The sequence below is a fragment of the Pseudomonas sp. Z2-11 genome (assembly GCF_054161305.1).
Map to the genome: position 1 here is coordinate 5,790,965 of NZ_CP096395.1, position 23,263 is coordinate 5,814,227.

Annotated in this window: 21 protein-coding genes; 13 read left to right on the top strand and 8 right to left on the bottom strand. The window is 63.3% G+C overall.

Annotation, left to right across the window (positions count from 1 at the left end; translation table 11 throughout):
* Positions 1–134: 134 nt before the first annotated feature.
* From M1E16_RS25795 to M1E16_RS25820, 6 genes are all read right to left on the bottom strand, one after another.
* Positions 135–608, bottom strand: coding sequence for a chemotaxis protein CheW (locus M1E16_RS25795; protein WP_434627390.1), 474 nt, complete (start codon positions 606–608; stop codon positions 135–137).
* Entirely contained in the window at positions 601–6,522 is a 5,922-nt protein-coding gene (locus M1E16_RS25800; RefSeq protein WP_458128705.1) for an Hpt domain-containing protein, read from the bottom strand. The genes M1E16_RS25795 and M1E16_RS25800 overlap by 8 nt, the downstream gene beginning before the upstream one ends.
* A 185-nt stretch (positions 6,523–6,707) precedes the next feature.
* On the bottom strand, positions 6,708–8,768 hold the full coding sequence (locus M1E16_RS25805) for a methyl-accepting chemotaxis protein (RefSeq protein ID WP_305498193.1): 2,061 nt from the start codon (positions 8,766–8,768) through the stop codon (positions 6,708–6,710).
* Between the two features lie 156 nt (positions 8,769–8,924).
* Complete coding sequence (locus M1E16_RS25810; protein ID WP_458128706.1) at positions 8,925–9,464, bottom strand: chemotaxis protein CheW; 540 nt, start codon at positions 9,462–9,464, stop codon at positions 8,925–8,927.
* Between the two features lie 10 nt (positions 9,465–9,474).
* Positions 9,475–9,840 (bottom strand): twitching motility response regulator PilH, encoded by a 366-nt coding sequence (pilH, locus tag M1E16_RS25815; protein ID WP_186612056.1) that lies wholly within the window; start codon positions 9,838–9,840, stop codon positions 9,475–9,477.
* 48 nt (positions 9,841–9,888) lie between these two features.
* Positions 9,889–10,317 carry a response regulator gene (locus M1E16_RS25820; RefSeq protein ID WP_434571200.1) on the bottom strand — a complete coding sequence of 143 codons (429 nt, stop codon included), beginning with the start codon at positions 10,315–10,317 and terminating at the stop codon, positions 9,889–9,891.
* Between the two features lie 224 nt (positions 10,318–10,541).
* On the opposite strand from M1E16_RS25820, the gene gshB reads away from it, so the two are divergent.
* The 7 genes from gshB to M1E16_RS25855 all read left to right on the top strand — a co-directional run bounded on the left by gshB (position 10,542) and on the right by M1E16_RS25855 (position 16,551).
* Positions 10,542–11,495 (top strand): glutathione synthase, encoded by a 954-nt coding sequence (gene gshB, locus M1E16_RS25825; protein ID WP_434627385.1) that lies wholly within the window; start codon positions 10,542–10,544, stop codon positions 11,493–11,495.
* Between the two features lie 76 nt (positions 11,496–11,571).
* Positions 11,572–12,468, top strand: a complete 897-nt coding sequence (locus M1E16_RS25830) for a TonB family protein (RefSeq protein ID WP_434571196.1) — start codon at positions 11,572–11,574, stop codon at positions 12,466–12,468.
* A 190-nt stretch (positions 12,469–12,658) separates the two neighbouring features.
* Positions 12,659–13,228 (top strand): YqgE/AlgH family protein, encoded by a 570-nt coding sequence (locus M1E16_RS25835; RefSeq protein WP_305498183.1) that lies wholly within the window; start codon positions 12,659–12,661, stop codon positions 13,226–13,228.
* A complete protein-coding gene (gene ruvX, locus M1E16_RS25840) occupies positions 13,228–13,665 on the top strand; it encodes a Holliday junction resolvase RuvX (RefSeq protein WP_305498182.1) in 438 nt (145 codons plus the stop codon). Before M1E16_RS25835 ends, ruvX begins: the two co-directional genes overlap by 1 nt.
* 82 nt (positions 13,666–13,747) lie before the next feature.
* Complete coding sequence (pyrR, locus tag M1E16_RS25845; RefSeq protein WP_458128707.1) at positions 13,748–14,254, top strand: bifunctional pyr operon transcriptional regulator/uracil phosphoribosyltransferase PyrR; 507 nt, start codon at positions 13,748–13,750, stop codon at positions 14,252–14,254.
* Positions 14,255–14,278: 24 nt separating this feature from the next.
* Positions 14,279–15,283 carry an aspartate carbamoyltransferase catalytic subunit gene (locus M1E16_RS25850; protein WP_003177495.1) on the top strand — a complete coding sequence of 335 codons (1,005 nt, stop codon included), beginning with the start codon at positions 14,279–14,281 and terminating at the stop codon, positions 15,281–15,283.
* A complete protein-coding gene (locus M1E16_RS25855; protein ID WP_434654974.1) occupies positions 15,280–16,551 on the top strand; it encodes a dihydroorotase in 1,272 nt (423 codons plus the stop codon). Before M1E16_RS25850 ends, M1E16_RS25855 begins: the two co-directional genes overlap by 4 nt.
* Positions 16,552–16,683: 132 nt before the next feature.
* On the opposite strand, the gene M1E16_RS25860 is transcribed toward M1E16_RS25855, so the two are convergent.
* Positions 16,684–17,112: an NINE protein gene (locus M1E16_RS25860; protein WP_434571190.1), complete on the bottom strand. Its 429-nt coding sequence runs from the start codon at positions 17,110–17,112 to the stop codon at positions 16,684–16,686.
* Between the two features lie 249 nt (positions 17,113–17,361).
* Here M1E16_RS25860 and M1E16_RS25865 point away from each other — a divergent pair, with 249 nt between their 5' ends.
* Positions 17,362–17,973: a C40 family peptidase gene (locus tag M1E16_RS25865; protein WP_458128708.1), complete on the top strand. Its 612-nt coding sequence runs from the start codon at positions 17,362–17,364 to the stop codon at positions 17,971–17,973.
* Between the two features lie 152 nt (positions 17,974–18,125).
* Here the strand turns inward: M1E16_RS25865 and M1E16_RS25870 are convergent, their stop codons facing one another.
* Entirely contained in the window at positions 18,126–19,160 is a 1,035-nt protein-coding gene (locus M1E16_RS25870) for a type IV pilus twitching motility protein PilT (RefSeq protein ID WP_434571187.1), read from the bottom strand.
* A gap of 55 nt (positions 19,161–19,215) precedes the next feature.
* Between M1E16_RS25870 and M1E16_RS25875 the strand changes: the two genes are divergently transcribed.
* The 5 genes from M1E16_RS25875 to metW all read left to right on the top strand — a co-directional run bounded on the left by M1E16_RS25875 (position 19,216) and on the right by metW (position 23,259).
* Entirely contained in the window at positions 19,216–19,908 is a 693-nt protein-coding gene (locus M1E16_RS25875) for a YggS family pyridoxal phosphate-dependent enzyme (protein WP_458128709.1), read from the top strand.
* Between the two features lie 28 nt (positions 19,909–19,936).
* A complete protein-coding gene (proC, locus tag M1E16_RS25880; protein ID WP_458128710.1) occupies positions 19,937–20,755 on the top strand; it encodes a pyrroline-5-carboxylate reductase in 819 nt (272 codons plus the stop codon).
* A gap of 10 nt (positions 20,756–20,765) precedes the next feature.
* Positions 20,766–21,356 carry a YggT family protein gene (locus M1E16_RS25885; RefSeq protein WP_434696528.1) on the top strand — a complete coding sequence of 197 codons (591 nt, stop codon included), beginning with the start codon at positions 20,766–20,768 and terminating at the stop codon, positions 21,354–21,356.
* Positions 21,357–21,491: 135 nt separating this feature from the next.
* On the top strand, positions 21,492–22,631 hold the full coding sequence (gene metX, locus M1E16_RS25890) for a homoserine O-succinyltransferase MetX (protein ID WP_434696527.1): 1,140 nt from the start codon (positions 21,492–21,494) through the stop codon (positions 22,629–22,631).
* A 7-nt stretch (positions 22,632–22,638) separates the two neighbouring features.
* On the top strand, positions 22,639–23,259 hold the full coding sequence (metW, locus tag M1E16_RS25895) for a methionine biosynthesis protein MetW (RefSeq protein ID WP_420765036.1): 621 nt from the start codon (positions 22,639–22,641) through the stop codon (positions 23,257–23,259).
* Positions 23,260–23,263 lie beyond the last annotated feature (4 nt).

A 23,263-nucleotide genomic window follows, 5' to 3' on the forward strand; every position in this document is an offset into this window, starting at 1 on the left:
ACGGTGGGAGTAATGGTCAGCCCGGATTGATGCGAGCCTTTGTGGGAGCGGGCTTGCTCGCGATGGCTGCGCAACAGCCAAAATCGATGTCGCCTGACCCACCGCTATCGCGAGCAGGCTCGCTCCTACATTAGTCAGTTGGCTGACTCAACTCTTACCAACCCCGCCGCAACCACCAGCTCTTCCAACGCCAGCAGATCCGGCACTTTCGCCACATGCTCGCCCACTTGCACGGCCGCCTGTTCCAATCCGCATAGCGGCACGTCGACGTAGCTCAACTGGGTGTCGAGCTTGCAGGAGCGCGGGATGCCCTGGACCAGCAGCGCGATGAAACGCAGTTCCGGGCGGCCGCCCAGGGCGTTGAGCACGACGATGCGGGCGCGCTCGCCGATCACGGTCTTCTGGCCGCAGGCTGACTCGAAGCTCAGCAGCGGGATCTGCCGTTCGCGCCAGCTTACCCAGCCCAGGAACCAGGGCGGGGTGTCCAGATCGAACACGCTGCTCTGGTAGTCGATCAACTCGGCCACGGCCACGTTCGGCAGGATCAGGTGCCGGTCGGCCAGCGGCAGCAACAAACCTGTGAGATGGCTGGTGCGGTGCTCATGCATGGGTCTTGCTCCAGTGGGCGATGCTGTCGAGCAGCACCGACTCCTGGTACGGCTTGCCCAGGTAGTCGTTGACGCCGACGGCCATGGCGCGGTCGCGGTGTTTCTGGCCGGTGCGGGAGGTGATCATGATGATCGGCAGATGCGCCAGGCGCGGGTCATTGCGCACTTGCGTCGCCACTTCGAAACCATCCATGCGGGGCATCTCGATGTCCAGCAGCATCAGGTCCGGCGAATGTTCGGCCAGCAATGCCATGGCGTCCACGCCGTCCTTGGCGGTGAGCACATGCATGCCGTGGCGTTCCAGCAGGCGACTGGTGACCTTGCGCACTGTTACCGAATCGTCCACCACCAGCACCAGCAAAGGCCGCTGCTGCTCGCCCTCGCCTTGCACCACGGCCGGACGGCGCGCCGCCTGGTTGGGCAAGGCGCGGATCGGCGCGAGCAGGTCGAGAATCAGCACCACCCGGCCGTCCCCCAGGATCGTTGCCCCGGACAAGCCCCGGACCGCCGAGAATTGCGGGCCGAGGCTCTTGACCACGATTTCCCGGGTGCCGGCGGTGGCGTCTACCTGCACGGCGACGTGTCGTTCGTTGCATTGCACCAGCAGCACCGGTAATGGCTGGCTCTGGCCGAGCAATTTCGGGCGGGCGCCGGTTTTCAGCAACTCGCCCAGGTAGCACAACTCATAACGTTGCCCGGCGTAGGTGTAGGTCGGCGGATCGAGCTGGTAGTAGCCATCCAGTTCGGCGGGCAATACCCGGACGATGCTCTCGATGGTGTTGAGCGGGATGGCGTATTGATCTTCGTGACACTGCACCATCAGCGCCCGGTTGACCGCCACGGTGAATGGCAGCCGGATACGAAAATGCACGCCCTTGCCCGGCGTCGAATCGATGACCATGCTGCCGCCCAGCTGTCGCACTTCTTCGTGGACCACGTCCATGCCGACGCCGCGCCCGGAGATCTGGGTGATTTTTTCCGCCGTGGAAAAACCTGGCTGCAGGATGAACTGCAGCACGTCGCGGTCGCTGATATCGCTGTCGGGCGCCAGCAGCCCACGCTTTATCGCCTTGCGCCGCACCGCGTCCAATGGCACCCCGGCGCCGTCGTCACGGATGTCGAAAATAATGTCGCCGCCTTCGCGGGACAGATCCAGGCTGATGCGTCCCCGCGCCGGTTTGCCGGCTGCGATGCGTACATCGGCGGGCTCCAGGCCATGATCAACGGCATTGCGCAACATATGTTCCAGAGGCGCCGCCATGCGTTCGAGCACGTTGCGGTCCATCTCGCCTTCGGCATTGTCGACCACGAACTCGACGTCCTTGCCCAGCTCCTGCGCCACCTGCCGGACGATGCGCTTGAGGCGCGGCAGCATGCGCTCGAACGGCACCATGCGCGTACGCATCAGGCCCTCCTGGAGCTCGGTGTTGATGCGCCCCTGCTGTTGCAGCAGGTTTTCGGCGTCGTGGTTGCTGCGGTCTAGCGTTTCCTTGAGGTCAAGCAGGTCCGAGGCAGACTCGAACAGCGCCCGTGACAGTTGCTGCAGCTGGGAATGGCGATCCATTTCCAGTGGGTCGAATTCTTCGTAGCCCAGTCGTTCTGCGTCCACCTGCTGGCGGCTGAGAATCCGCCCCTGGGTTTCGGTATCCAGGCGTCGCAGTTGATCGCGCATGCGCTCGATGGTGGTTTCCATCTCGTTCAGGGCGATGCGCGCGTCGTTGACCTGTTGCTCGATGCGCCCACGGAAAATCGAAGTTTCCCCGGCCAGGTTGACCAGATCGTCGAGCAGTTCGGCGGAGACCTTGACCATGTCCGCGCCATCGCCCGGCGCGGCGGGCTCGGCTCGCATCGGCGGCGCGGCCTGGGCCGGTGCCGGCTCGACCGGCGTAACGATCTGGGGCGCCTCGTTGTGCTGCGGATGATTGACCGCCTGGATCTGCGCGATCAGCCGGTCGGCCGGCGGGCACGGCTGCCCGGCACGGACGGCGTCGAGCATGTGGGCCAGCCGGTCATGGCTGCCTTGCAGCAAGGCAAAAAGCGCCGGGCTCGGTTGTAACAGGCCCGCCGACAGCCCTTCGTAAAGGTTCTCCAGTTCATGGGCAAGGTCGCCGATGGGCCCGATCTCCACCATCCGCGCGCCACCCTTGAGGGTGTGCAGATCGCGCAGCAGGGTTTCCACCGCCTGACGGTTCGACGGCTCTTCCTGCCAGCGTTGCAACGCCGCCCCGGAACTGTCGAGGATATCGAAACCTTCCTCGAGAAAGATTTCCAGCAACTCCGGATCATGGCCCGCCGTGTCATTTTGCCGATGCCCCGCCACCTCGATGGCGTTCGGCTTGTCCTGGCGGAAACGATGAATGGCGTCAATCAACGCCACGGGATCGCCTAGCGGTTGGCCTTGCTGCAGTTGCCCGAGCAACAGATCGAGGCGTTCGTGACTGCTGTTGAGCAGTTGCGCCAGTTCCTCGCTGTAACTGTAGCGGCGATCCACCAGCCCTTCGTATAGGGTTTCAAGCTCCCCGGCCAGGTCGCTCACCGGCCGCACATCCGCCATGCGCGCGCCGCCCTTGAGAGTGTGCAAGTCACGCTGCAGCGAGGACAGCGGCGCGCCGTTCTCCGGGTCGGCGAGCCAGCGCCGCAAGGCCTGTGCGGCGCTTTCAAGAATATCCTGGGCCTCTTCGAGAAAGATCGCGGCGATATCGTCGTCCACCGAAACAGCCGCCGGCGAACTGCGCTCCATCTCAGCCGTCGCATGACCCAGCTCGCGGATGCTCAACGTGCGGCTGCCGTCACTGCGGATCAGTCCCGTGGCCGTCGGGTCGAGGCCTTCCTGGAGCAGGCTGCGCAGGGCCTGCACCCGGGCAGGTTGCGCACGCACGTGCTGGCCGGCAGCCAATTCGTCGAGCATGTCGATCAACGCTTCGTGAGCAAGCTGCGCCTCATGGAAAAACCTGTCGCTGACCGCCAGGCTGCTTTCCTCGACGGCGCCATACAGGTCCAGCAAGGCTTCGCAGAGCTCGTCCACCGGGTGCAGGTCGGCCAGATGCGCGCCTTCGCCAAGGGTGGTCAACTCATCGAGCAGCGCGCTCAGCTCCTGGCCCTCGCCGGGGTGTTGCTGCCAGCGCCGCAGCAGGTTCTCCGCGTCCAGCAGGATATCCATGCCCTGGGCGAGAAAATTGTTGATCAATTGCGGGTCGCGCTTGGTTCGCACGCCCTGGTCCGGCGTGTTGAGAGCCGTTTGCAGGCGTTCGACGGACAGTGCCTGGGTTCGCTGGATCAGGTCCGCGGCGCCGGGAATCGCTGCCAGCGGCTCGTTATGCAGCTGGCGCAGACCGCGGCGCAGCAACCCTTCCGCCTCCAGCAGCAACTCGATCTCATCCAGGTCGAAAGCGATCAGGTGCGCCTTGTATTCCCGGGCCATCTCGTCCATCGCCCCGGCCAGTTCGGCGATCGGCAGCACACCGGCCATCGATGCACTGCCCTTGAGCGTGTGCAAGGCCCTTTGCAGCTCGTCGCTGGCCTGCAATGGCAGATGTTCGGCGGCCTGGTCGAGGAATCGATCAAGCGCGGCCAGATGCCCCTGGGCTTCGTTGTCGAAGATTTTCAGCAGCAAGGGGTCGAGAGCGGCCACGTCCTGCTGGTCGTCATCTTCCTCATCGCCCCCCTTGGCCAGGGCATGGGCGCGAGCGGCCAGACGGTCGACGTCGTCGCGCTGGCATTGGCGCTGGGCAGCGAATTCAGCGACCAGTTCCGGCAGCAATCGCACCGCGTCCTCAAGCAATTGCCGAACCGAAGCGCCCGGCTCGACGCTGCGCTCCAGCACGCGGTTGAGCAGGTTTTCCACCGCCCAGGCCAACTCACCCAGCACCAGCGCCCGAACCATCCGGCCGCTACCCTTGAGGGTATGGAAGGCCCGGCGCAGCTCAGTGAGCGCGCCTTGGTCGTCGGGCTGCGCAGCCCAGCGCGGCAGGTATTCGCGCAGGACATCGAGCACCTCGTCGGTTTCCTCGAGGAAGACCTCCCGCAGCTCGTCGTCCACCGGATGCTCATCCACGGGCGGCGGTAGCAGGCTACCGGGCATGCCTTTGGCCGGCGGGTTGACCGCCGAGACCGGGCTGGCCAGAACATCAGCGAGCGATTGCACAGTCTGTGGGTCGTCCAGTTCCTGCAAATCCTGCATGACCTGGGCCTCGTTCGGGCTCAGCCGGTCATCGAGCAAGGGCACGCGGGCTTCGTCGGGAAAGTAGCCGAGGGCGCCAAGGCTCCGCTCGACGCCGTCGAGCAGATTCTCGGCGGGCATCAACGGGTCTTCGCTCAAACGCTCCAGGTAATATTCCAGGCCGGTAATCACATCAGCTAGGTGATCGAGTGCTTCCCACCCCGGCTGGGCTGGGTCGAGCAGCAGGTGCTCACGGATGAAATCGTTGCAAGCCTCCACCAGGCGGGCCGCGCGGCTCAGGGGAATCATCGCCAGCGCCCCGCGAACCTGGGTCAGCAGCGCCGGCAATGGCTCAAGCTGCGCGCTGTTCCAGTGTGCGTCGATGTAGTCGACGATCATGTCCTTGGCCTGTTGCAGGCAGGTATGGGCTTCCTTGATGACGATCTGATGGATCTGGGTCAGGTCGGTCGTCGGCAGGCGATTGTCTTCGCGGCTTTCAGGCTCGACGGTGCCGACCATTCCGGCCAGGGTTGCCTCGACGTACAGCAAGGCTCCGGCAACGTCCATGAGCGTCGCGTCATCAGGCTCGCGCTGGCCCTGGGCGAGGCTCAGTACGACGGCCAGTTGATCGATGATGACCTTGCGCGGCTGGCCGAAACCCAGCACCGCCAGGGTGTCGGCAATCTGCCGCAGGGGCGCCAGCAGGCTGTCCAGCTCCGAGGCATGCTGACGGTCGCTGCGCACGAACAGGTCCAGGCGCTCCTTGACCCGTACCAGCTCCTCGCAGAGCGCTGCCAGCACCGAGCGCATGGCATCGCGGTCGGGCCCGGCCAAGCGCGCGCGTTCTTCATCGACCATAGCGCTGTCGGGCAGCGCGTCGTCCAGTGAGTAGCGTTCTTTCATGATCTGCATCTGCCCGCTGGGATGTTCGGCCTTGGCAATATAGAACAACAGACTCTTGAGCAGGTGTGGTGGGGCCGCTTGGTTGATGCCGGGCATGCCTTGCTCCAGCAAGCGTTTGAGTTCCTTGTCAGCATCCTTGAACAGGCTGCGCAGCGCCGGGCTGTTGGCGATACGCCCCTCGCGCATGCCTTCGACCAACGCCGAAGCGACCTGCCACAACGCGTTGAGCGGCGCTGCGGCGCAAAGCGCTTCAAGGCGTTGAAAGACTTTGGCCAGGTAACCGAGGTGAGTCGCGTCGTCCTGCTCGCGCAACAGGCCCACCAGGGCCACCTGCAGGGTCTGGCGCAATTTGCGCAAGGTGCCCGGCAGGTCCGCCGGCGCGAGCCGCTTCAAGGCGTCCTCGCCCAGCGGCGCAATATCGGGCAGTTCCGGGCTGAACAGGCTGGTCTCCGACAACAGGCTCTCGCCCCGCGCACTGCGCAGATCGTTGAGCAAGGGCAGCACCGCCAGCGGCAGGTCGCGACGAGCACCCTGCACCCGTTCTAGGTAGACCGGCAACTGGCCCAGGGCCTGGCGCAACAGGCTGATCGCTTCCTCGCGGTGGGCGATGCGGTTGTCCTGCAGCGCGCTGCACAGTTGCTCCATTTCCTCAGCCAGCAACGCCGCGCCGTAGAATTCGATCATCTGCAGGCCACCATGGACCTGGTGAATGCAGGCCAGGCATTGGGCAAGCGCATCCGACGCCTGGGGGTCGTCCACCAGGCGATTGAGGGCCAGGTGGGCCTGCTTCAGCGTTTCGGCAATCTCGCCCTTGACCCATTCCAGGGCCACGTAGTCGTGCCGATCACCCATAACCACTCCAAATCAACAGGCGTATGCCTGTGGTACGGCCGAGGACTCCGTGGCGAGGGAGCTTGCTCCCGCTTGAGTGCGCAGCGCTCACAAAATCTTTGGGGCGGCTACGCCACCCAGCGGGAGCAAGCTCCCTCGCCACAAAAGCGCCCTTGCCACAGGGACATATCCTCCCAGCAGCCCAGTCACACCTTATCCTCATCCGCCACAGGTGCCGCGGGCAAGGTGAACCCGGACACCGAGCGGCGCAGCTGGCTGGCCATTTTCGCCAGGTTGCCGATGCTCTCGGCCGTGGCGGTTGAGCCGGACGAGGTCTGGCTGGTGATCTGCTGGATCACGTTCATGGTCAGCGAAATCTGTCCCGCCGAGGTGGTCTGTTGCTGCGCCGCGTTGGAGATGCTCTGGATCAGCGCCGCCAGGGTCTTGGAAACGCCCTCGATTTCTTCCAGGGCGACGCCGGCATCCTGGGCCAGTCGGGCACCGCGCACCACCTCGGTAGTGGTCTGCTCCATGGAGATCACCGCTTCGTTGGTGTCGGCCTGGATCGCCCGCACCAGCGTCTCGATCTGCCGGGTGGCCGCCGAGGAGCGCTCGGCCAAGCGCTGCACTTCGTCGGCCACCACCGCAAAACCCCGACCGGCATCGCCCGCCATGGACGCCTGGATCGCCGCGTTGAGCGCAAGGATGTTGGTCTGGTCGGCGATGTCATCGATCAGGCTGACAATGTCGCCGATTTCCTGTGACGACTCACCGAGGCGCTTGATGCGCTTGGCAGTGTCCTGGATCTGCTCGCGAATGTTGTCCATGCCATGAATGGTGTTGTGCACCACCTCGTTGCCCTTGTTGGCGATTTCCACGGAGCGCTCGGCCACCGCCGACGACTCGGCCGCGTTGGCCGATACCTGGTCGATGGACTGGGCCATTTCATTGATTGAAGTCGAAGCTTCGGAAATTTGCTGGGCCTGGTGTTCCGACGCCTGGGCCAGGTGCATCGCCGTGGCCTGGGTTTCCTGCACGGCGGCGGCCACCTGGCCGGCCGTGAGGTTGATGGTTGCCACCAGATCGCGCAATTGGTCCACCGAATAGTTGATGGAATCGGCGATGGTCCCGGTGAAATCCTCGGTGACCGAGGCGGTAACGGTCAGGTCGCCATCGGCCAGGTCTTCGATTTCATCCAGCAGGCGCATGATCGCGTTCTGGTTGCGCTCGTTCTTTTCCGCGGTTTCGCGCAATTGGCGGTTGGTTTCACGCACCATCACCAGGCCGATGAGGATGATCGACATCAGTGCCAGCAGGCCAAGCACATACCCGCCGATGCTGTTGACGGAACGGCCGCCGGCCAGGTTCTCGAAAGCGGTGGCCAGGTGAGAGGCTTCGTCGAGCAGGGTCTGCGACAGGTTGAAGATGTTGCCCGCCGACTCGCGGACCTTGAACAGCTCCGGTGAGGTCTCGAGGATTTCGTCCACCGAGCCCGAGACGAATTCGAACAACTCGCTGATTTCCGTCAGGCGCGCCCGGGCGTCACGATCCTGGACCTGGGGAATCTTCAAGGTCGGGTCGCCTTGCAGCATGCCATTGAGCACCTGGCCAAAACGCGCGGCGTCACGACCGAAGGTGTCGGCAGCCTGGCTGGCGTTCTCGTCGCCGGCCAATACGGTATTCACCGCGCCGAGAATACGCTCGGCAAGCAGTGACTGGCGCTGGGCCATGGCCACCTGTGAGGCCGGGGCGCCCCGCTGCAAGAGGATTTCGACAACTTTTTCGTATTCGACCTGCAGTTGCGGCACGGTTTCGGCGAGGGTCGCGGCAACCTGGTGCAGTGACAGGACGGTCTGCTCGCTGGAGAGAATGGCATCGGTATTCTTCAGCAGGCGCTCCCAGTCCAGCTGTACCGCGCGCATCTGCGGGCGCAGGGTGGCGGGCGCCGGAGGCAGGCCGGTCACCGGGTCGCCTTGCTTCAGGTATCCCCAGCGCTGGGCAAAATCGTTGCGCGCATCACTCAGCAACTTGAACGCGGCGGCCTTGCCGGCCGCGGCTTCAGTGGCGTTCTTGGCAATACGCTGGGACAGCACCCGCAGCTCACCGGCGTGGCCGATGTACTGTTTGTCATAGGTGGACTGGGTGTTGAGGTACGCGAAGTTGGCGAACAACAGCATGATGAAGACAATCAGCGCGACGAACAGCACGATGATCTGCGACCGACTGCGCGACGCTTCCAGAGGCTTGCCTGTTTTTGCTTTGATCATCGGTACTCGCCTGTCCTGCTCAATCCGGCCTCTCACCACAGCCCTCCTGTGGGAGCGAGCCTGCTCGCGAATAGCGATGGTACAGCCAGCATCGATGCAGCTGATCCATCGCCTTCGCGAGCAGGCTCGCTCCCACAGGGACAGCGCTGCATTCTGTCAAACCGCCACATTCATGAACCCTGGCGAACGCGTCACGGCAAACGGGCTGAACACCTGCCACTGCCGATCGCCAGGAAAACGGCCCTGGACGAAGGCCGATTCCGGGCCATCGAGGTAGCCAGGCAAACCCGGTTCCAGGCTGCCCTGGGCGAAATGCTGCAGCCCGAGAACTTCGTCCACCAGCAAGCCGGCGAAGACTTCTTCGTTATCGACCACCAGCACCCGCCGCTGCTTGCGCACACTGGACAGCTCGTGACCGAAAAAACCGCACAGGTCCATCAGCGGCAATAAACGCCCGCGCAGGTTAGCCACTCCGCGAACCCATGGCTTGACCCCGGGCAACGACGTGTAGCGCGGCTCGTGCAGCACTTCGCTGACCTCGCCCATGGGCGCTACATACCAATGCTCGCCGAGGCGAAAACCGATCCCGCTCCAGCTGTCGCGATGGGTCGGCTGGGACGGCAGGTCCGCGCCCAGCAGCCGACAGCGCCGATCGATCTGAAGCAACAGTTCGAATGCGGTCAGGGAGTGGCTCATGGCCGCGCGTTCAACCCGCCAGTACTTTGTTCAAGGTCGCGATCAGGGTTTCTTCGTCCACCGGTTTGGTCAGGTAGTCCTTCGCCCCTTGCCGGGTCCCCCAGACCTTGTCGGTTTCCTGGTCCTTGGTGGTGATGATGATGACCGGGATATGCCCCGTGTCCGGGTCCTTGGTCAGCTGGCGCGTGGCCTGGAACCCGTTGAGGCCGGGCATGACGATGTCCATCAGCACCGCGTCGGGCTTTTCCTGGCGGGCCAGGGCCACGCCGTCGGCGCCATTCTCGGCTTTCAAGACCTGATGGCCGTGCTTTTCCAGCATGCCGGTCAATTTGTACATTTCAGTCGGCGAATCATCGACGATCAGAACTCGTGCCATGGTGTTCCCCATTTCTTCTGTAGACCCCAGGCCGAAGGCCGAGCGTCATTAATGTGCCTGGTGCGGCTGGACAGCGGCAAACCCCGGGACATGGGCCTGTATCGCGCCCAGCAATTCTTCCTTGCTGAAAGGCTTGGTCAGAAACTGATCGGAGCCGACGATGCGCCCCTTGGCCTTGTCGAACAGACCGTCGCGGGACGACAGCATGATCACCGGCGTCGCCTTGAAGGCGCTGTTGTTCTTGATCAGGGCACAGGTCTGGTAACCGTCCAGGCGCGGCATCATGATGTCGACAAAGATGATGCCCGGATGGTGGTCGACGATCTTGGCCATGGCGTCGAAGCCGTCGACCGCCGTGATGACCTCGCAGCCAACGTTGCGCAGCAAGGTCTCGGCGGTGCGGCGGATGGTCTTCGAGTCGTCGATGACCATGACCTTCAAGGCGCTGGGTTGCTGCTGCGTGAGATGCTCTGCCATTGCCACTGCAAACCGGTTTTTAACGCGTAAGTGTGATCGACAGCGCAAACCCTTGATGTTCAAGGCCCGCACGTCACATGGCAGCCTTTTTAGCACAGTCTCCATCGCCGATCTATCAGCCGCTCGGCACGGCGGTTTTTCCTTGACCGCCAAACTTCGGGGCGCCACTCTGACGCCACTTTTTCAAGCCATTCGTGCCCACCCCATTTTCGAGGAACCAAGCCATGAGCGTACGCGTCGGCATTGTCATGGACCCAATCGCCAGCATTTCCTATAAGAAGGATAGCTCGCTGGCCATGCTGCTGGCCGCTCAGAAGCGCGGCTGGGAGCTGTTCTACATGGAACAGCGCGACCTTTACCAGGCCGAGGGCCAGGCGCGCGCGCGAATGAAGCCGCTGAAGGTCTTCGCCAACCCTGAGAAGTGGTTCGAACTGGGCGCGGAAAGCGACGCGCTGCTGAGCGACCTGGACGTGATCCTGATGCGCAAGGATCCGCCGTTCGACATGGAGTTCGTCTACTCCACCTACCTGCTGGAGCAGGCCGAAAGCGCCGGTGTGCTGGTGGTCAACAAGCCCCAGAGCCTGCGCGACTGCAACGAGAAGCTGTTCGCCACGCTGTTCCCGCAATGCACGCCGCCGACCATCGTCAGCCGTCGCCCGGACGTGCTGCGCGAATTCGCCGATCACCACGGCGATGTGATCCTCAAGCCGCTGGACGGCATGGGCGGTTCGTCGATCTTCCGTCACACCGCCGGCCATCCGAACCTGTCGGTAATCCTCGAAACCCTGACTTTGCATGGCAAGCAGCAGATCATGATCCAGGGTTACCTGCCGGCCATCGTCGACGGCGACAAGCGCATCCTGATGATCGACGGCGAGCCGGTGGACTATTGCCTGGCCCGCATCCCGGCGGCCGGTGAAACCCGTGGCAACCTGGCGGCTGGCGGCCGTGGCGAAGCCCGCCCGCTGACCGACAAGGACCGCTGGATCGCCGCCCAGGTCGGCCCGACGCTACGCGAGAAAGGCCTGCTGTTCGTCGGCCTGGACGTGATCGGCGAGCACCTGACGGAAATCAACGTCACCAGCCCGACCTGCATCCGCGAGATCGACAACGCCTTTGGCACCGACATCGGCGGGATGCTGATGGATGCCATCGATCAGAAGCTCAAGGCGCGTTGATCCAGATCCTGATGAAGGAAACCCACATTGCGTTATCATGCCCGGCCTGAAAAAACGTGATGCTGGTTTCCTTGTCATGACACTCCCGTCCGATCTGCCCCAAGAGCTCGCCCATCGTGGCGTGCGCCCGGCTGATCGCCTCGGTTTTACGCTGTTCCTGGCGGCACTGATCCACCTGGCGGTGCTGCTGGGCGTCGGGTTTGCCACGGTCGAACCCAAGCAGATCAGCCAGACCCTGGAGATCACCCTGGCGACCTTCAAGAGCGAAACCAAGCCTCAGAAGGCCGATTTCCTTGCTCAGGAAAACCAGCAGGGCAGCGGCACCCTGGAAAAGAAAGCGATTCCCAAGACGACCGAAATCGCGCCGTTCCAGGACAACAAGGTCCAGAAGATCACCCCACCGCCGGCCGCCAAGCCGGAAGTTCAGGAAACCGCGCCCAAGGCCGCCGTGACCACTACCGCGCCGAAGCCGAAAAAGGCCCCGGTCAAGGAAGAGGTCAAGCCCGATCCCAAGCCCAAGGCACCGGAACCGACCTTCGACAGCTCCCAGCTGTCCAGCGACATCGCCAGCCTGGAGGCCGAACTGGCCCAGGAACAGCAGTTGTACGCCAAGCGCCCGCGCATCCACCGCCTGAGCGCCGCGTCGACCATGCGCGACAAGGGCGCCTGGTACAAGGACGAATGGCGCAAGAAGGTCGAGCGTATCGGCAACCTGAACTACCCCGAGGAAGCCCGGCGCAAACAGATCTACGGCAATTTGCGGCTGATGGTTTCGATCAATCGTGACGGCTCGCTGTATGAAGTGCTGGTGCTTGAGTCCTCCGGCCAGCCGCTGCTGGACCAGGCCGCCCAGCGGATCGTGCGCCTGGCCGCGCCGTTCGCGCCGTTCACCGGGGACCTGTCGGACATCGACCGCCTGGAAATCATCCGCACCTGGAAATTTGCCCGGGGTGATCGGCTGTCCAGTAACTGATCTTCAGACAGTAACAATATCCTGTGGGAGCGAGCCTGCTCGCGAAAGCCATTGGTCACTCGGCATGGATGACGACCGGTACACCGCATCGCGAGCAGGCTCGCTCCCACAAGGGAATTTGCGTGCGCCGGACCATTTGCAGCACATCCCCGGCTTGTCAGTTCGGCCATGCGCCGCCACACTAGCGCCTATGAAAAACGTCAGCCCCACCTACCTCAAGCATCACTTCCTGATTGCCATGCCGCACATGGCCGATCCGAACTTTGCCCATACCTTGACCTACATCGTCGAGCACACGGCCAATGGGGCCATGGGATTGGTGGTAAACCGCCCGCAGGAGCTGAACCTGGCGGATATCCTTGAGCAGCTGCGTCCCGAGGTCGAGCCGCCACTCCTGTGCCAGCACGTACCGATTTTCATCGGCGGCCCGGTGCAGACCGATCGCGGTTTCGTGCTCCATCCGTCGGGTCCCAAATTCCAGGCCACCGTTGATCTGAACGGCGTGTCGCTGTCCACTTCCCAGGACGTACTGTTTGCCATCGCCGACGGCGTCGGTCCGGAAAAAAGCCTGATCGCCCTGGGCTATGCCGGTTGGGAACCCGGACAGCTGGAAGCCGAGCTGGCCGACAACGCCTGGCTGACGTGCCCGTTCGATGCCGACATCCTGTTCAACACCAGCAGCGAGTTGCGCCTGGAAGCGGCGGCCAGCCGATTGGGCGTGAACCTGGGCCTGCTTACCAGCCAGGCGGGCCACGCCTGATGGCCCTGCGCCTGCTGCTGGGCTTTGATTACGGCACCAAACAGATCGGCGTCGCGGTCGGCCAGGTCATTACCGGCCAGGCCCGCGAGCTGTGCACATTAAAAGCGCAGAACGGCGTTCCGGACTGGAACCAGGTCGAAGCGCTGATCAAGGAATGGAAACCCGACGCCGTGGTGGTCGGCCTGCCATTGAACATGGACGGCACGCCCAGCGACATGTGCCTGCGTGCGGAAAAATTCGCTCGCCGGCTCAATGGCCGCTTCAATCTGCCCTTCTATACCCATGACGAGCGCCTGACCACCTTCGAGGCCAAGGGCGAGCGGCTGATGCGCGGCGGGCAGAAAGGCAGTTACCGCGACAATCCGGTGGACGCCATCGCCGCCGCCCTGCTGCTGCAAGGCTGGCTTGATGCCAACGCCGCCCTGTTCGAAACCTGATTTTTGAAAGCGCCGCCAAGGCGCTTTCTTCTAGCGACAAGCCGAGTCATGAGCACCGACCCGCAAACCTGAAGGAGCCAGCATGAGCCTGCCCAATCCTGCCGAACTGATCAGCCAGATGGCGATCCGTCTCACGGCGCACCTGGAACAACGTGGCATCAGCGAACCGCGCTACATCGGCATTCGCACCGGCGGCGTCTGGGTTGCCCAGGCCTTGCTCGATGAACTGGGCAGCGACTCGCCGCTGGGCACCCTGGACGTGTCCTTCTACCGCGACGACTTCAGCCAGAACGGCCTGCACCCGCAAGTACGCCCTTCGGCGCTGCCGTTCGAGATCGAAGGCCAGCACCTGGTGCTGATCGACGACGTGCTGATGAGCGGGCGGACCATCCGCGCCGCCATGAATGAGTTGTTCGACTACGGTCGCCCGGCCAGCGTTATGCTGGTCTGCCTGCTCGACCTGGACGCCGCCGAACTGCCGATCCGCCCTAACGTGGTCGGCGCGACGCTGGCGCTGGCGGCCCATGAACGGGTCAAGCTTTCCGGCCCGGCGCCGCTGCAACTCGAACTGCAAGACCTCGCCCTTTAACTGCCCTTGCCAGAGTCCATCGCGATGACGCCTCTCGAAACCAAGCGCCCGCTGCAGCTCAACGATCAGGGCCAGCTGCGGCACTTCCTGTCCCTCGACGGCCTGCGCCGCGAGCTGCTGACAGAAATCCTCGACACCGCCGACTCTTTCCTCGAAGTCGGCGCCCGGGCGGTGAAAAAAGTCCCGTTGCTGCGCGGCAAGACCGTGTGCAACGTGTTCTTCGAAAACTCCACCCGCACCCGCACCACCTTCGAACTGGCGGCCCAGCGGCTGTCGGCGGACGTGATCACCCTGAACGTGTCGACATCCTCGGCGAGCAAGGGCGAAACCCTGCTAGACACGCTGCGCAACCTCGAAGCCATGGCCGCCGACATGTTCGTCGTGCGCCACGGCGACTCCGGCGCGGCGCATTTCATTGCCGAGCACGTGTGCCCGCAAGTGGCGATCATCAACGGTGGCGACGGCCGTCACGCTCATCCGACCCAGGGCATGCTGGACATGCTGACCATCCGTCGGCACAAGGGCAGCTTCGAGAACCTGTCGGTGGCCATCGTCGGCGACATCCTGCACTCGCGGGTAGCCCGCTCGAACATGCTCGCGCTCAAGACCCTCGGCTGTCCGGACATCCGCGTGATCGCGCCGAAAACCTTGCTGCCCATCGGCGTCGAGCAATACGGCGTGAAGGTCTACACCGACATGACCGAAGGCCTGAAGGATGTGGACGTGGTGATCATGCTGCGCCTGCAACGCGAACGCATGACCGGCGGCCTTTTGCCCAGCGAAGGCGAGTTCTACCGCCTGTTCGGCCTGACCACCGCGCGCCTGGCCGGGGCCAAGCCGGACGCCATCGTCATGCACCCGGGGCCGATCAATCGCGGCGTGGAGATCGAGTCGGCGGTGGCCGATGGGCCGCACTCGGTGATCCTCAACCAGGTGACCTACGGCATCGCCATCCGCATGGCCGTGCTGTCCATGGCCATGAGCGGGCAAACGGCCCAGCGCCAATTCGACCAGGAGAACGCCCAGTGAAGCTCAGCATTCTCGGCGCACGCGTGATCGATCCGGCCAGCGGCCTGGATCAAGTGACTGACATTCATATCGATGCGTGCAAGATCGTCGCCCTCGGCGCCGCACCGACAGGCTTCGTGGCGGCCGAGGTCCTCGACGCCCAAGGCCTGGTGGCCGCGCCCGGCCTGGTGGACCTGAACGTTGCCCTGCGCGAGCCGGGCTACAGCCGCAAAGGCAGCATCGTCAGCGAAACCCGCGCCGCCGCCGCTGGTGGCGTGACCAGCCTGTGCTGCCCGCCGCAGACCAAGCCGGTGCTGGACACCTCGGCCGTGGCCGAGCTGATCCTCGACCGGGCCCGCGAGGCCGGCAATACCAAGGTCTTCCCGATTGGCGCACTGAGCAAAGGCCTGGAAGGCGAACAACTGGCCGAACTCATCGCCCTGCGTGACGCCGGTTGCGTGGCGTTCGGCAACGGCCTCAACAGTTTCCGCAATACCCGGACCCTGTGCCGCGCTCTCGAATACGCGGCGACTTTCGGCCTGACGGTGATCTTCAACTCCCAGGACCACGACCTGGCCGAAGGTGGCCTGGCCCATGAAGGCCCGACCGCCAGCTTCCTCGGCTTGCCGGGCATCCCGGAGACCGCGGAGACCGTGGCCCTGGCCCGGGACCTGCTGTTGGTTGAGCAGAGCGGCGTCCGCGCGCACTTCAGCCAGCTGACCAGTGCCCGTGGCGCCGCGCTGATCGCCCAGGCCCAGGCCCGAGGCTTGCCGGTGACCGCCGATGTGGCGCTGTATCAGCTGATCCTGACCGACGAAGCGCTGATCGATTTCAACAGCGTCTATCACGTCCAGCCGCCGCTGCGCACCCGCGCCGACCGCGACGGCTTGCGCGAGGCGGTGCAGTCCGGGGTGATTTCGGCCATTTCCAGCCATCACCAACCCCACGAGCGCGATGCCAAGCTGGCACCGTTCGGCGCCACCGAGCCGGGCATCAGCAGCGTTGAACTGCTGCTGCCGCTGGCCTTGACGCTGGTGGAAGACGGTTTGCTGGACCTGCCGACTCTGCTCGCACGCCTGAGCGCCGGCCCGGCCCAGGCGCTGCAGCTGCCAGCCGGGAAACTGGCGGTGGGCGCGCCGGCGGACCTGGTGCTATTCGACCCGGCCGCCTCCACCGTGGCCGGCGAAGCCTGGCGTTCCAAGGGTGACAACTGCCCATTCCTCGGCCACAGCCTGCCGGGCGTGGTGCGCTACACCTTAATGGATGGGCGGATTACCCACCAGGCCTGACAAACCGCGTCGCCCTTTTCGCGAGCAGGCTCGCTCCCACAGGGATCTTCAGTGAACACATGACCTGTGGACACCTCGATCCAATGTGGGAGCGAGCCTGCTCGCGAATGCAGGCACCTCGACCTGACTGTCTTACTGGAAAGCCCCACGCTTCTGCGCATTACGAATCGAGACCTGATCGTTCAGCGTCCAGAAGTCATACAGCACCCCAAGGAAAAACACCCCGCCAGTCAGCAGGTAGATAATCCCGCTGAGCCACTTCCCTTGGTACATGCGATGCACGCCAAGCACCCCGAGAAACGTCAGCAGAATCCACGCGACGCTGTACTCGATGGGTCCCGGGGTAAAGCGCAGGTCGGCTTCGCGGTCCATGGCCGGGATCAGGAACAGGTCGATCAACCAACCGATGCCCAGCAGCCCGAAGGTGAAGAACCAGATCGTGCCGGTGACCGGCTTGCCGTAATAGAAACGGTGAGCGCCGGTAAAACCGAGGATCCACAACAGATACCCGATGACTTTGCTGTGGGTATCGCGGATTGCGCCCTGTTGATAGCTGTTCATGAATGGTCTCTTTTGCCTCGATAGAAAAATTTGTTCGGATCTTTTATGACTTTTACATGTCCCGCCGACAAGCGGTCATGAGCGACTCGCGTCGGGGAAACGCCCGGATTACGGGGACCCTGTCGGACAATCGGGTCAAATTGTCGCAATTATGCGGCGTTCACGCTGGGTTCCGGATCGACAAACGGCCTCGGAAAGGCGAAAAAAGCTGTTATAAAGTTGCGCGCTAACCTTTATGAGCCCTGCCTAATGCGTCCATTTTTCAAGACATGGCTGACCATTTGCCTATTATTGCCATTGGCCGCCCACGCCACCAATCGTGAGCAACGTCTTCCGAACATCAACGGCTATACGCCCAAATCCCACGTTTCTGCTCCATCGAGCAAAAACAGGCAAAACGTCCAGCGTGTGAGTAACGCTCACAGCCGGCTGGTGCCACCCATGGCGACCAAGACCACCAGCAATGTGCTGAGCCGCGCCGTGAATGTACTGGGCACACCTTACCGTTGGGGCGGCAGCAGCCCAAGTAAAGGTTTCGATTGCAGTGGTCTGGTGAAATACGCGTTCAATGACGCCACGTTCGACCTGCCGCGTACCTCCAATGCGATGGCTGCCGGCCATGGCGAGAAAGTCGAGCGCAAGGACCTCAAGCCCGGCGACCTGATTTTCTTCAAGCTCAAGAGCCGCCGGGTCAACCACGTGGCCATCTACCTGGGCAACGACCGCTTCATCCACGCCCCGCGCCGAGGCAAGTCGGTGACCATCGACACCCTGAACAAGCCGTACTGGAACACCCATTACGTGGTTGCCAAGCGCGTGCTGCCGAAAGAGCCGGGGGCGATGCGGGTCGTTCAGCGTTGATCACCGACCTTTGTGGCGAGGGAGCTTGCTCCCGCTGGGTGGCGCAGCCGCCCCAAACAGACCGATGATTTGTGTGGGGTCCAATCATTTTGGGTCCGCTTCGCGGCCCAGCGGGAGCAAGCTCCCTCGCCACAGAAGCGGCACATCCCTGTTTAGAAATTATCCGGCGTACGCGCCCGCTCTCGCGCGTGCTCGCGGCTGATCAGGCCCTTGCTCACCAGATCCTTCAGGCACATATCCAGCGTCTGCATCCCCAGCGAGCCGCCGGTCTGGATCGATGAATACATCTGCGCGATCTTGTCTTCGCGGATCAGGTTGCGGATCGCCGAAGTGCCCAGCATGATTTCGTGCGCCGCGATGCGGCCGCCGCCAATCTTCTTGACCAGCGTCTGGGAAATCACCGCCTGAAGCGACTCCGAGAGCATCGAGCGGACCATCGACTTCTCGTCGCCAGGAAACACGTCCACTACCCGGTCAATGGTCTTGGCCGCCGACGTGGTGTGCAGGGTGCCAAACACCAAGTGCCCGGTTTCGGCGGCGGTCAGCGCCAGCCGGATGGTCTCCAGGTCGCGCATCTCCCCCACCAGGATCACGTCCGGGTCCTCCCGCAGGGCCGAACGCAGCGCCGTGGAGAAACCCTGGGTATCGCGATGCACCTCACGCTGGTTGATCAGACACTTGCGCGGTTCATGCACGAATTCGATGGGGTCTTCGATGGTGAGGATGTGATGGTGCTTGTGGCTGTTCAGATAGTCGATCATGGCCGCCAGGGTGGTGGACTTGCCCGAGCCGGTCGGCCCGGTTACCAACACCAGCCCGCGAGGAACCTCGGTGATCTTGCGAAACACCTCGCCCATCCCCAGATCTTCCATGGTCAGGACTTTTGAGGGAATAGTCCGGAACACTGCTCCCGCGCCCCGATTCTGGTTGAAGGCATTGACCCGAAATCGCGCCACGCCGGGTACATCGAAGGAAAAATCGGTTTCCAGAAACTTCTCGTAATCCACTCGTTGGCGGTCGTTCATGATGTCGTAGATCAGTTCATGAACCTGCTTGTGGTCCAGCGCCGGCAGGTTGATCCGCCGTACATCGCCGTCCACGCGGATCATCGGCGGCAGCCCGGCGGACAGGTGCAGGTCCGACGCCCCCTGTTTGGCGCTGAACGCCAGCAATTCAGTGATATCCATAGCGCTCCTCAATTCCAGTAGAATGCCGCGAACCTCAGACCGCTGGCCTCTCTTTATGACCACCATAGCAGACAACATTGCTCAGGTTAGATCGCGCATCCATGCCGCGGAGCAGGCCGCCCAGCGCCCAGGACACAGCGTCCAGCTGCTGGCGGTGAGCAAGACCAAGCCGGCCCAGGCCCTGCGCGATGCCCATGCCGCAGGCCTGCGGGATTTCGGCGAGAACTACCTGCAGGAAGCGCTGGGCAAGCAGGCCGAACTGACCGACCTGCCCTTGATCTGGCACTTCATCGGCCCCATTCAATCGAACAAGACGCGCGCTATCGCCGAACATTTCGACTGGGTGCACTCCGTGGATCGCCTGAAAATTGCCCAACGCCTGTCCGAGCAGCGCCCGGCCGACCTCCCGCCGCTGAACATCTGCATCCAGGTCAACGTCAGCGGTGAAGCCAGCAAGTCCGGCTGCACGCCAGCGGACCTGCCCGCCCTCGCCAATGCCATCAGCACGCTGCCTCATCTCAAGTTGCGTGGGTTGATGGCGATTCCCGAACCAACCGACGATCGCGCCGAACAGGATGCAGCTTTCGCCAAGATTCAACAGCTGCAAGCCAGCCTGGACCTGCCGCTGGACACGTTGTCCATGGGCATGAGCCATGACCTTGAATCCGCCATTGCCCAAGGCGCCACCTGGGTGCGCATCGGCACAGCGCTGTTTGGGGCGCGTGACTACGGCCAAGCGCCCAGCTGACTCACTTATCTCTTTATAAGGACCTGTCATGAGCAACACGCGTATTGCCTTCATCGGCGCCGGCAACATGGCCGCCAGCCTGATCGGCGGCCTGCTGGCCAAGGGCCTGGACGCATCCATGATCCGCGCCAGCGATCCGGGTGAAGAGACCCGCAAGCGGGTGAGCGCCGAGCACGGCGTCGAAACCTTCGCCGACAACGCCCAGGCCATCGAGGGTGTGGACGTCATCGTGCTGGCCGTCAAGCCGCAAGCAATGAAGTCCGTGTGCGAGGCACTTCGGCCGCACCTCAAGCCTCATCAATTGGTGGTGTCGATCGCCGCCGGCATTACCTGCGCCAGCATGAATAACTGGCTCGGCGCCCAGCCGATCGTGCGCTGCATGCCCAACACCCCGGCACTGCTGCGCCAGGGCGTCAGCGGCCTGTTCGCCACCGCACAGGTGAGCGCCGAACAACGGCAGCAGGCTGAACAGCTGCTGTCAGCCGTGGGCCTGGCGCTGTGGCTGGACACCGAGCTGCAACTGGACGCGGTCACCGCTGTCTCCGGCTCGGGCCCGGCGTATTTTTTCCTGCTGATCGAAGCCATGACCGCCGCCGGAGAAAAACTCGGTCTGAGCCGCGAGATCGCTGCCCAACTGACCTTGCAGACTGCTCTCGGCGCCGCTCACATGGCGGTGTCCAGCGATGTCGATGCAGCGGAATTGCGTCGCCGCGTGACCTCGCCGGCCGGCACCACCGAAGCGGCCATCAAATCATTCCAGGCCGGGGGCTTCGAAGCCCTGGTGGAAAAAGCACTCGGCGCCGCCGCGCACCGCTCGGCCGAAATGGCCGAACAACTGGGCCAATAAGGAGCCATTCATGATTGGATTGAACACTGCAGCGGTCTACGTCCTGCAAACCCTCGGCAGCCTGTACCTGCTGATCGTACTGATGCGCTTCGTGCTGCAACTGGTGCGCGCCAACTTCTACAACCCGCTGTGCCAGTTCATCGTCAAGGCGACCCAACCGCTGCTCAAGCCCCTGCGCCGGATCATCCCGAGCCTGTTCGGCCTGGACATGTCATCGCTGGTGCTGGCGATCCTCGTGCAACTGGCGCTGATGGCCCTGACTCTGCTGCTGACCTACGGCACCACCGGCAACCCGCTGCAACTGCTGATCTGGTCGCTCATTGGCGTCGCCGCGCTGTTTTTGAACATCTTCTTCTTTGCCATGATCATCAGTGTGATCCTGTCCTGGGTCGCGCCGGGCAGCCACAACCCGGGCGCCGAGCTGGTGAACCAGATCTGCGAGCCGGCCCTGGCGCCGTTCCGCCGCATCGTGCCGAACCTCGGCGGCCTGGATATCTCGCCGATTTTGGCGTTCATGGTGATCAAGCTGATCGACATGCTGGTGATCAACAACCTGGCGGCGATGACCATGATGCCGGAGATCTTGCGGGTGCTGATCTGACTGGCACCGCAACCGTGGCGAGGGAGCTTGCTCCCTCGCCACGGGATTAATCGGCGGTAATCTACCCCGCCCTTTGCTTGCCGCTGACCCCAGCGGTCTTTAGACTTACGCCTCATTTCAACGAGAGCAGGGTCGATGCCAGCTGCCTTTCCCCCCGATTCCGTTGGTCTGGTGACGCCGCAAATGGCGCATTTCAGCGAGCCCCTGGCCCTGGCCTGCGGTCGTTCGTTGCCAGCCTATGACCTGATCTACGAAACCTACGGCACCCTCAATGCCACGGCGAGCAATGCCGTGCTGATCTGCCACGCCCTGTCGGGGCATCACCACGCCGCCGGCTACCACAGCGTCGACGACCGCAAGCCCGGCTGGTGGGACAGCTGCATCGGACCGGGCAAGCCCATCGACACCAACCGGTTCTTCGTGGTCAGCCTCAATAACCTTGGCGGCTGCAACGGCTCCACCGGTCCCAGCAGTATCAACCCGGACACCGGCAAGCCGTTCGGCGCCGATTTCCCGGTGCTGACCGTGGAAGACTGGGTCCACAGCCAGGCGCGCCTGGCCGACCGCCTCGGTATCGCGCAATGGGCGGCGGTGATCGGCGGCAGCCTCGGCGGCATGCAGGCGCTGCAATGGACCATCACTTACCCGGACCGCGTGCGCCACTGCCTGGCGATCGCCTCGGCGCCCAAGCTGTCGGCGCAGAACATCGCATTCAACGAAGTGGCGCGCCAGGCGATCCTCACCGACCCCGAATTCCATGGCGGTTCGTTCCAGGAGCACGGCGTGATTCCCAAGCGCGGGCTGATGCTGGCGCGGATGGTCGGACACATCACCTACCTGTCCGATGATTCCATGGGCGAGAAATTCGGCCGCGGGCTCAAGAGCGAGAAGCTCAACTACGACTTCCACAGCGTCGAGTTCCAGGTGGAAAGCTACCTGCGTTACCAGGGCGAGGAATTCTCCGGGCGCTTCGACGCCAACACTTATCTGCTGATGACCAAGGCGCTGGACTACTTCGATCCGGCGGCGAACTTCGACGATAACCTGGCGAAAACCTTTGCCAACGCCACCGCCAGGTTCTGCGTGATGTCGTTCACCACCGACTGGCGTTTCTCCCCGGCCCGCTCCCGGGAACTGGTGGACGCGCTGATGGCCGCGCGCAAGGACGTCTGCTACCTGGAAATCGACGCGCCCCAGGGCCACGACGCCTTTCTGATTCCGATCCCGCGCTATCTGCAGGCGTTCGGCAACTACATGAACCGTATTACGCTGTGAGGACGCCATGAGAGCCGATCTGGACATCATCCAGGAATGGATCCCCGCCGGCAGCCGCGTGCTCGACCTGGGCTGCGGCAACGGCGAACTGCTGACCTGGCTGCGCGACAACAAGCAAGTCACCGGCTACGGCCTGGAAAACGACCCGGACAACATCGCCGAGTGCGTGGCCAAGGGCATCAACGTCATCGAGCAGGACCTGGACAAGGGCCTGGGCAACTTCGCCAGCAACAGCTTCGACATCGTGGTCATGACCCAGGCCCTGCAAGCCGTGCATTACCCGGACAAGATCCTCGACGAAATGCTCCGTGTCGGCCGCCAGTGCATCATCACCTTCCCCAATTTCGGCCACTGGCGCTGCCGCTGGTACCTGGCGAGCAAGGGGCGGATGCCGGTCTCGGAATTCCTGCCCTACACCTGGTACAACACTCCGAACATCCATTTCTGCACCTTCGAGGACTTCGAAGAACTGTGTCGCGAACGCAAGGCCAAGGTCATCGATCGCCTGGCGGTGGACCAGCAGCACCGCCACGGGTGGGCCAGCAAGCTATGGCCTAATCTGTTAGGTGAGATAGGCATCTATCGGGTCAGCAGCCCAGGGCTCGCCGACCATCAGGTCGCGGTGTGAGCCC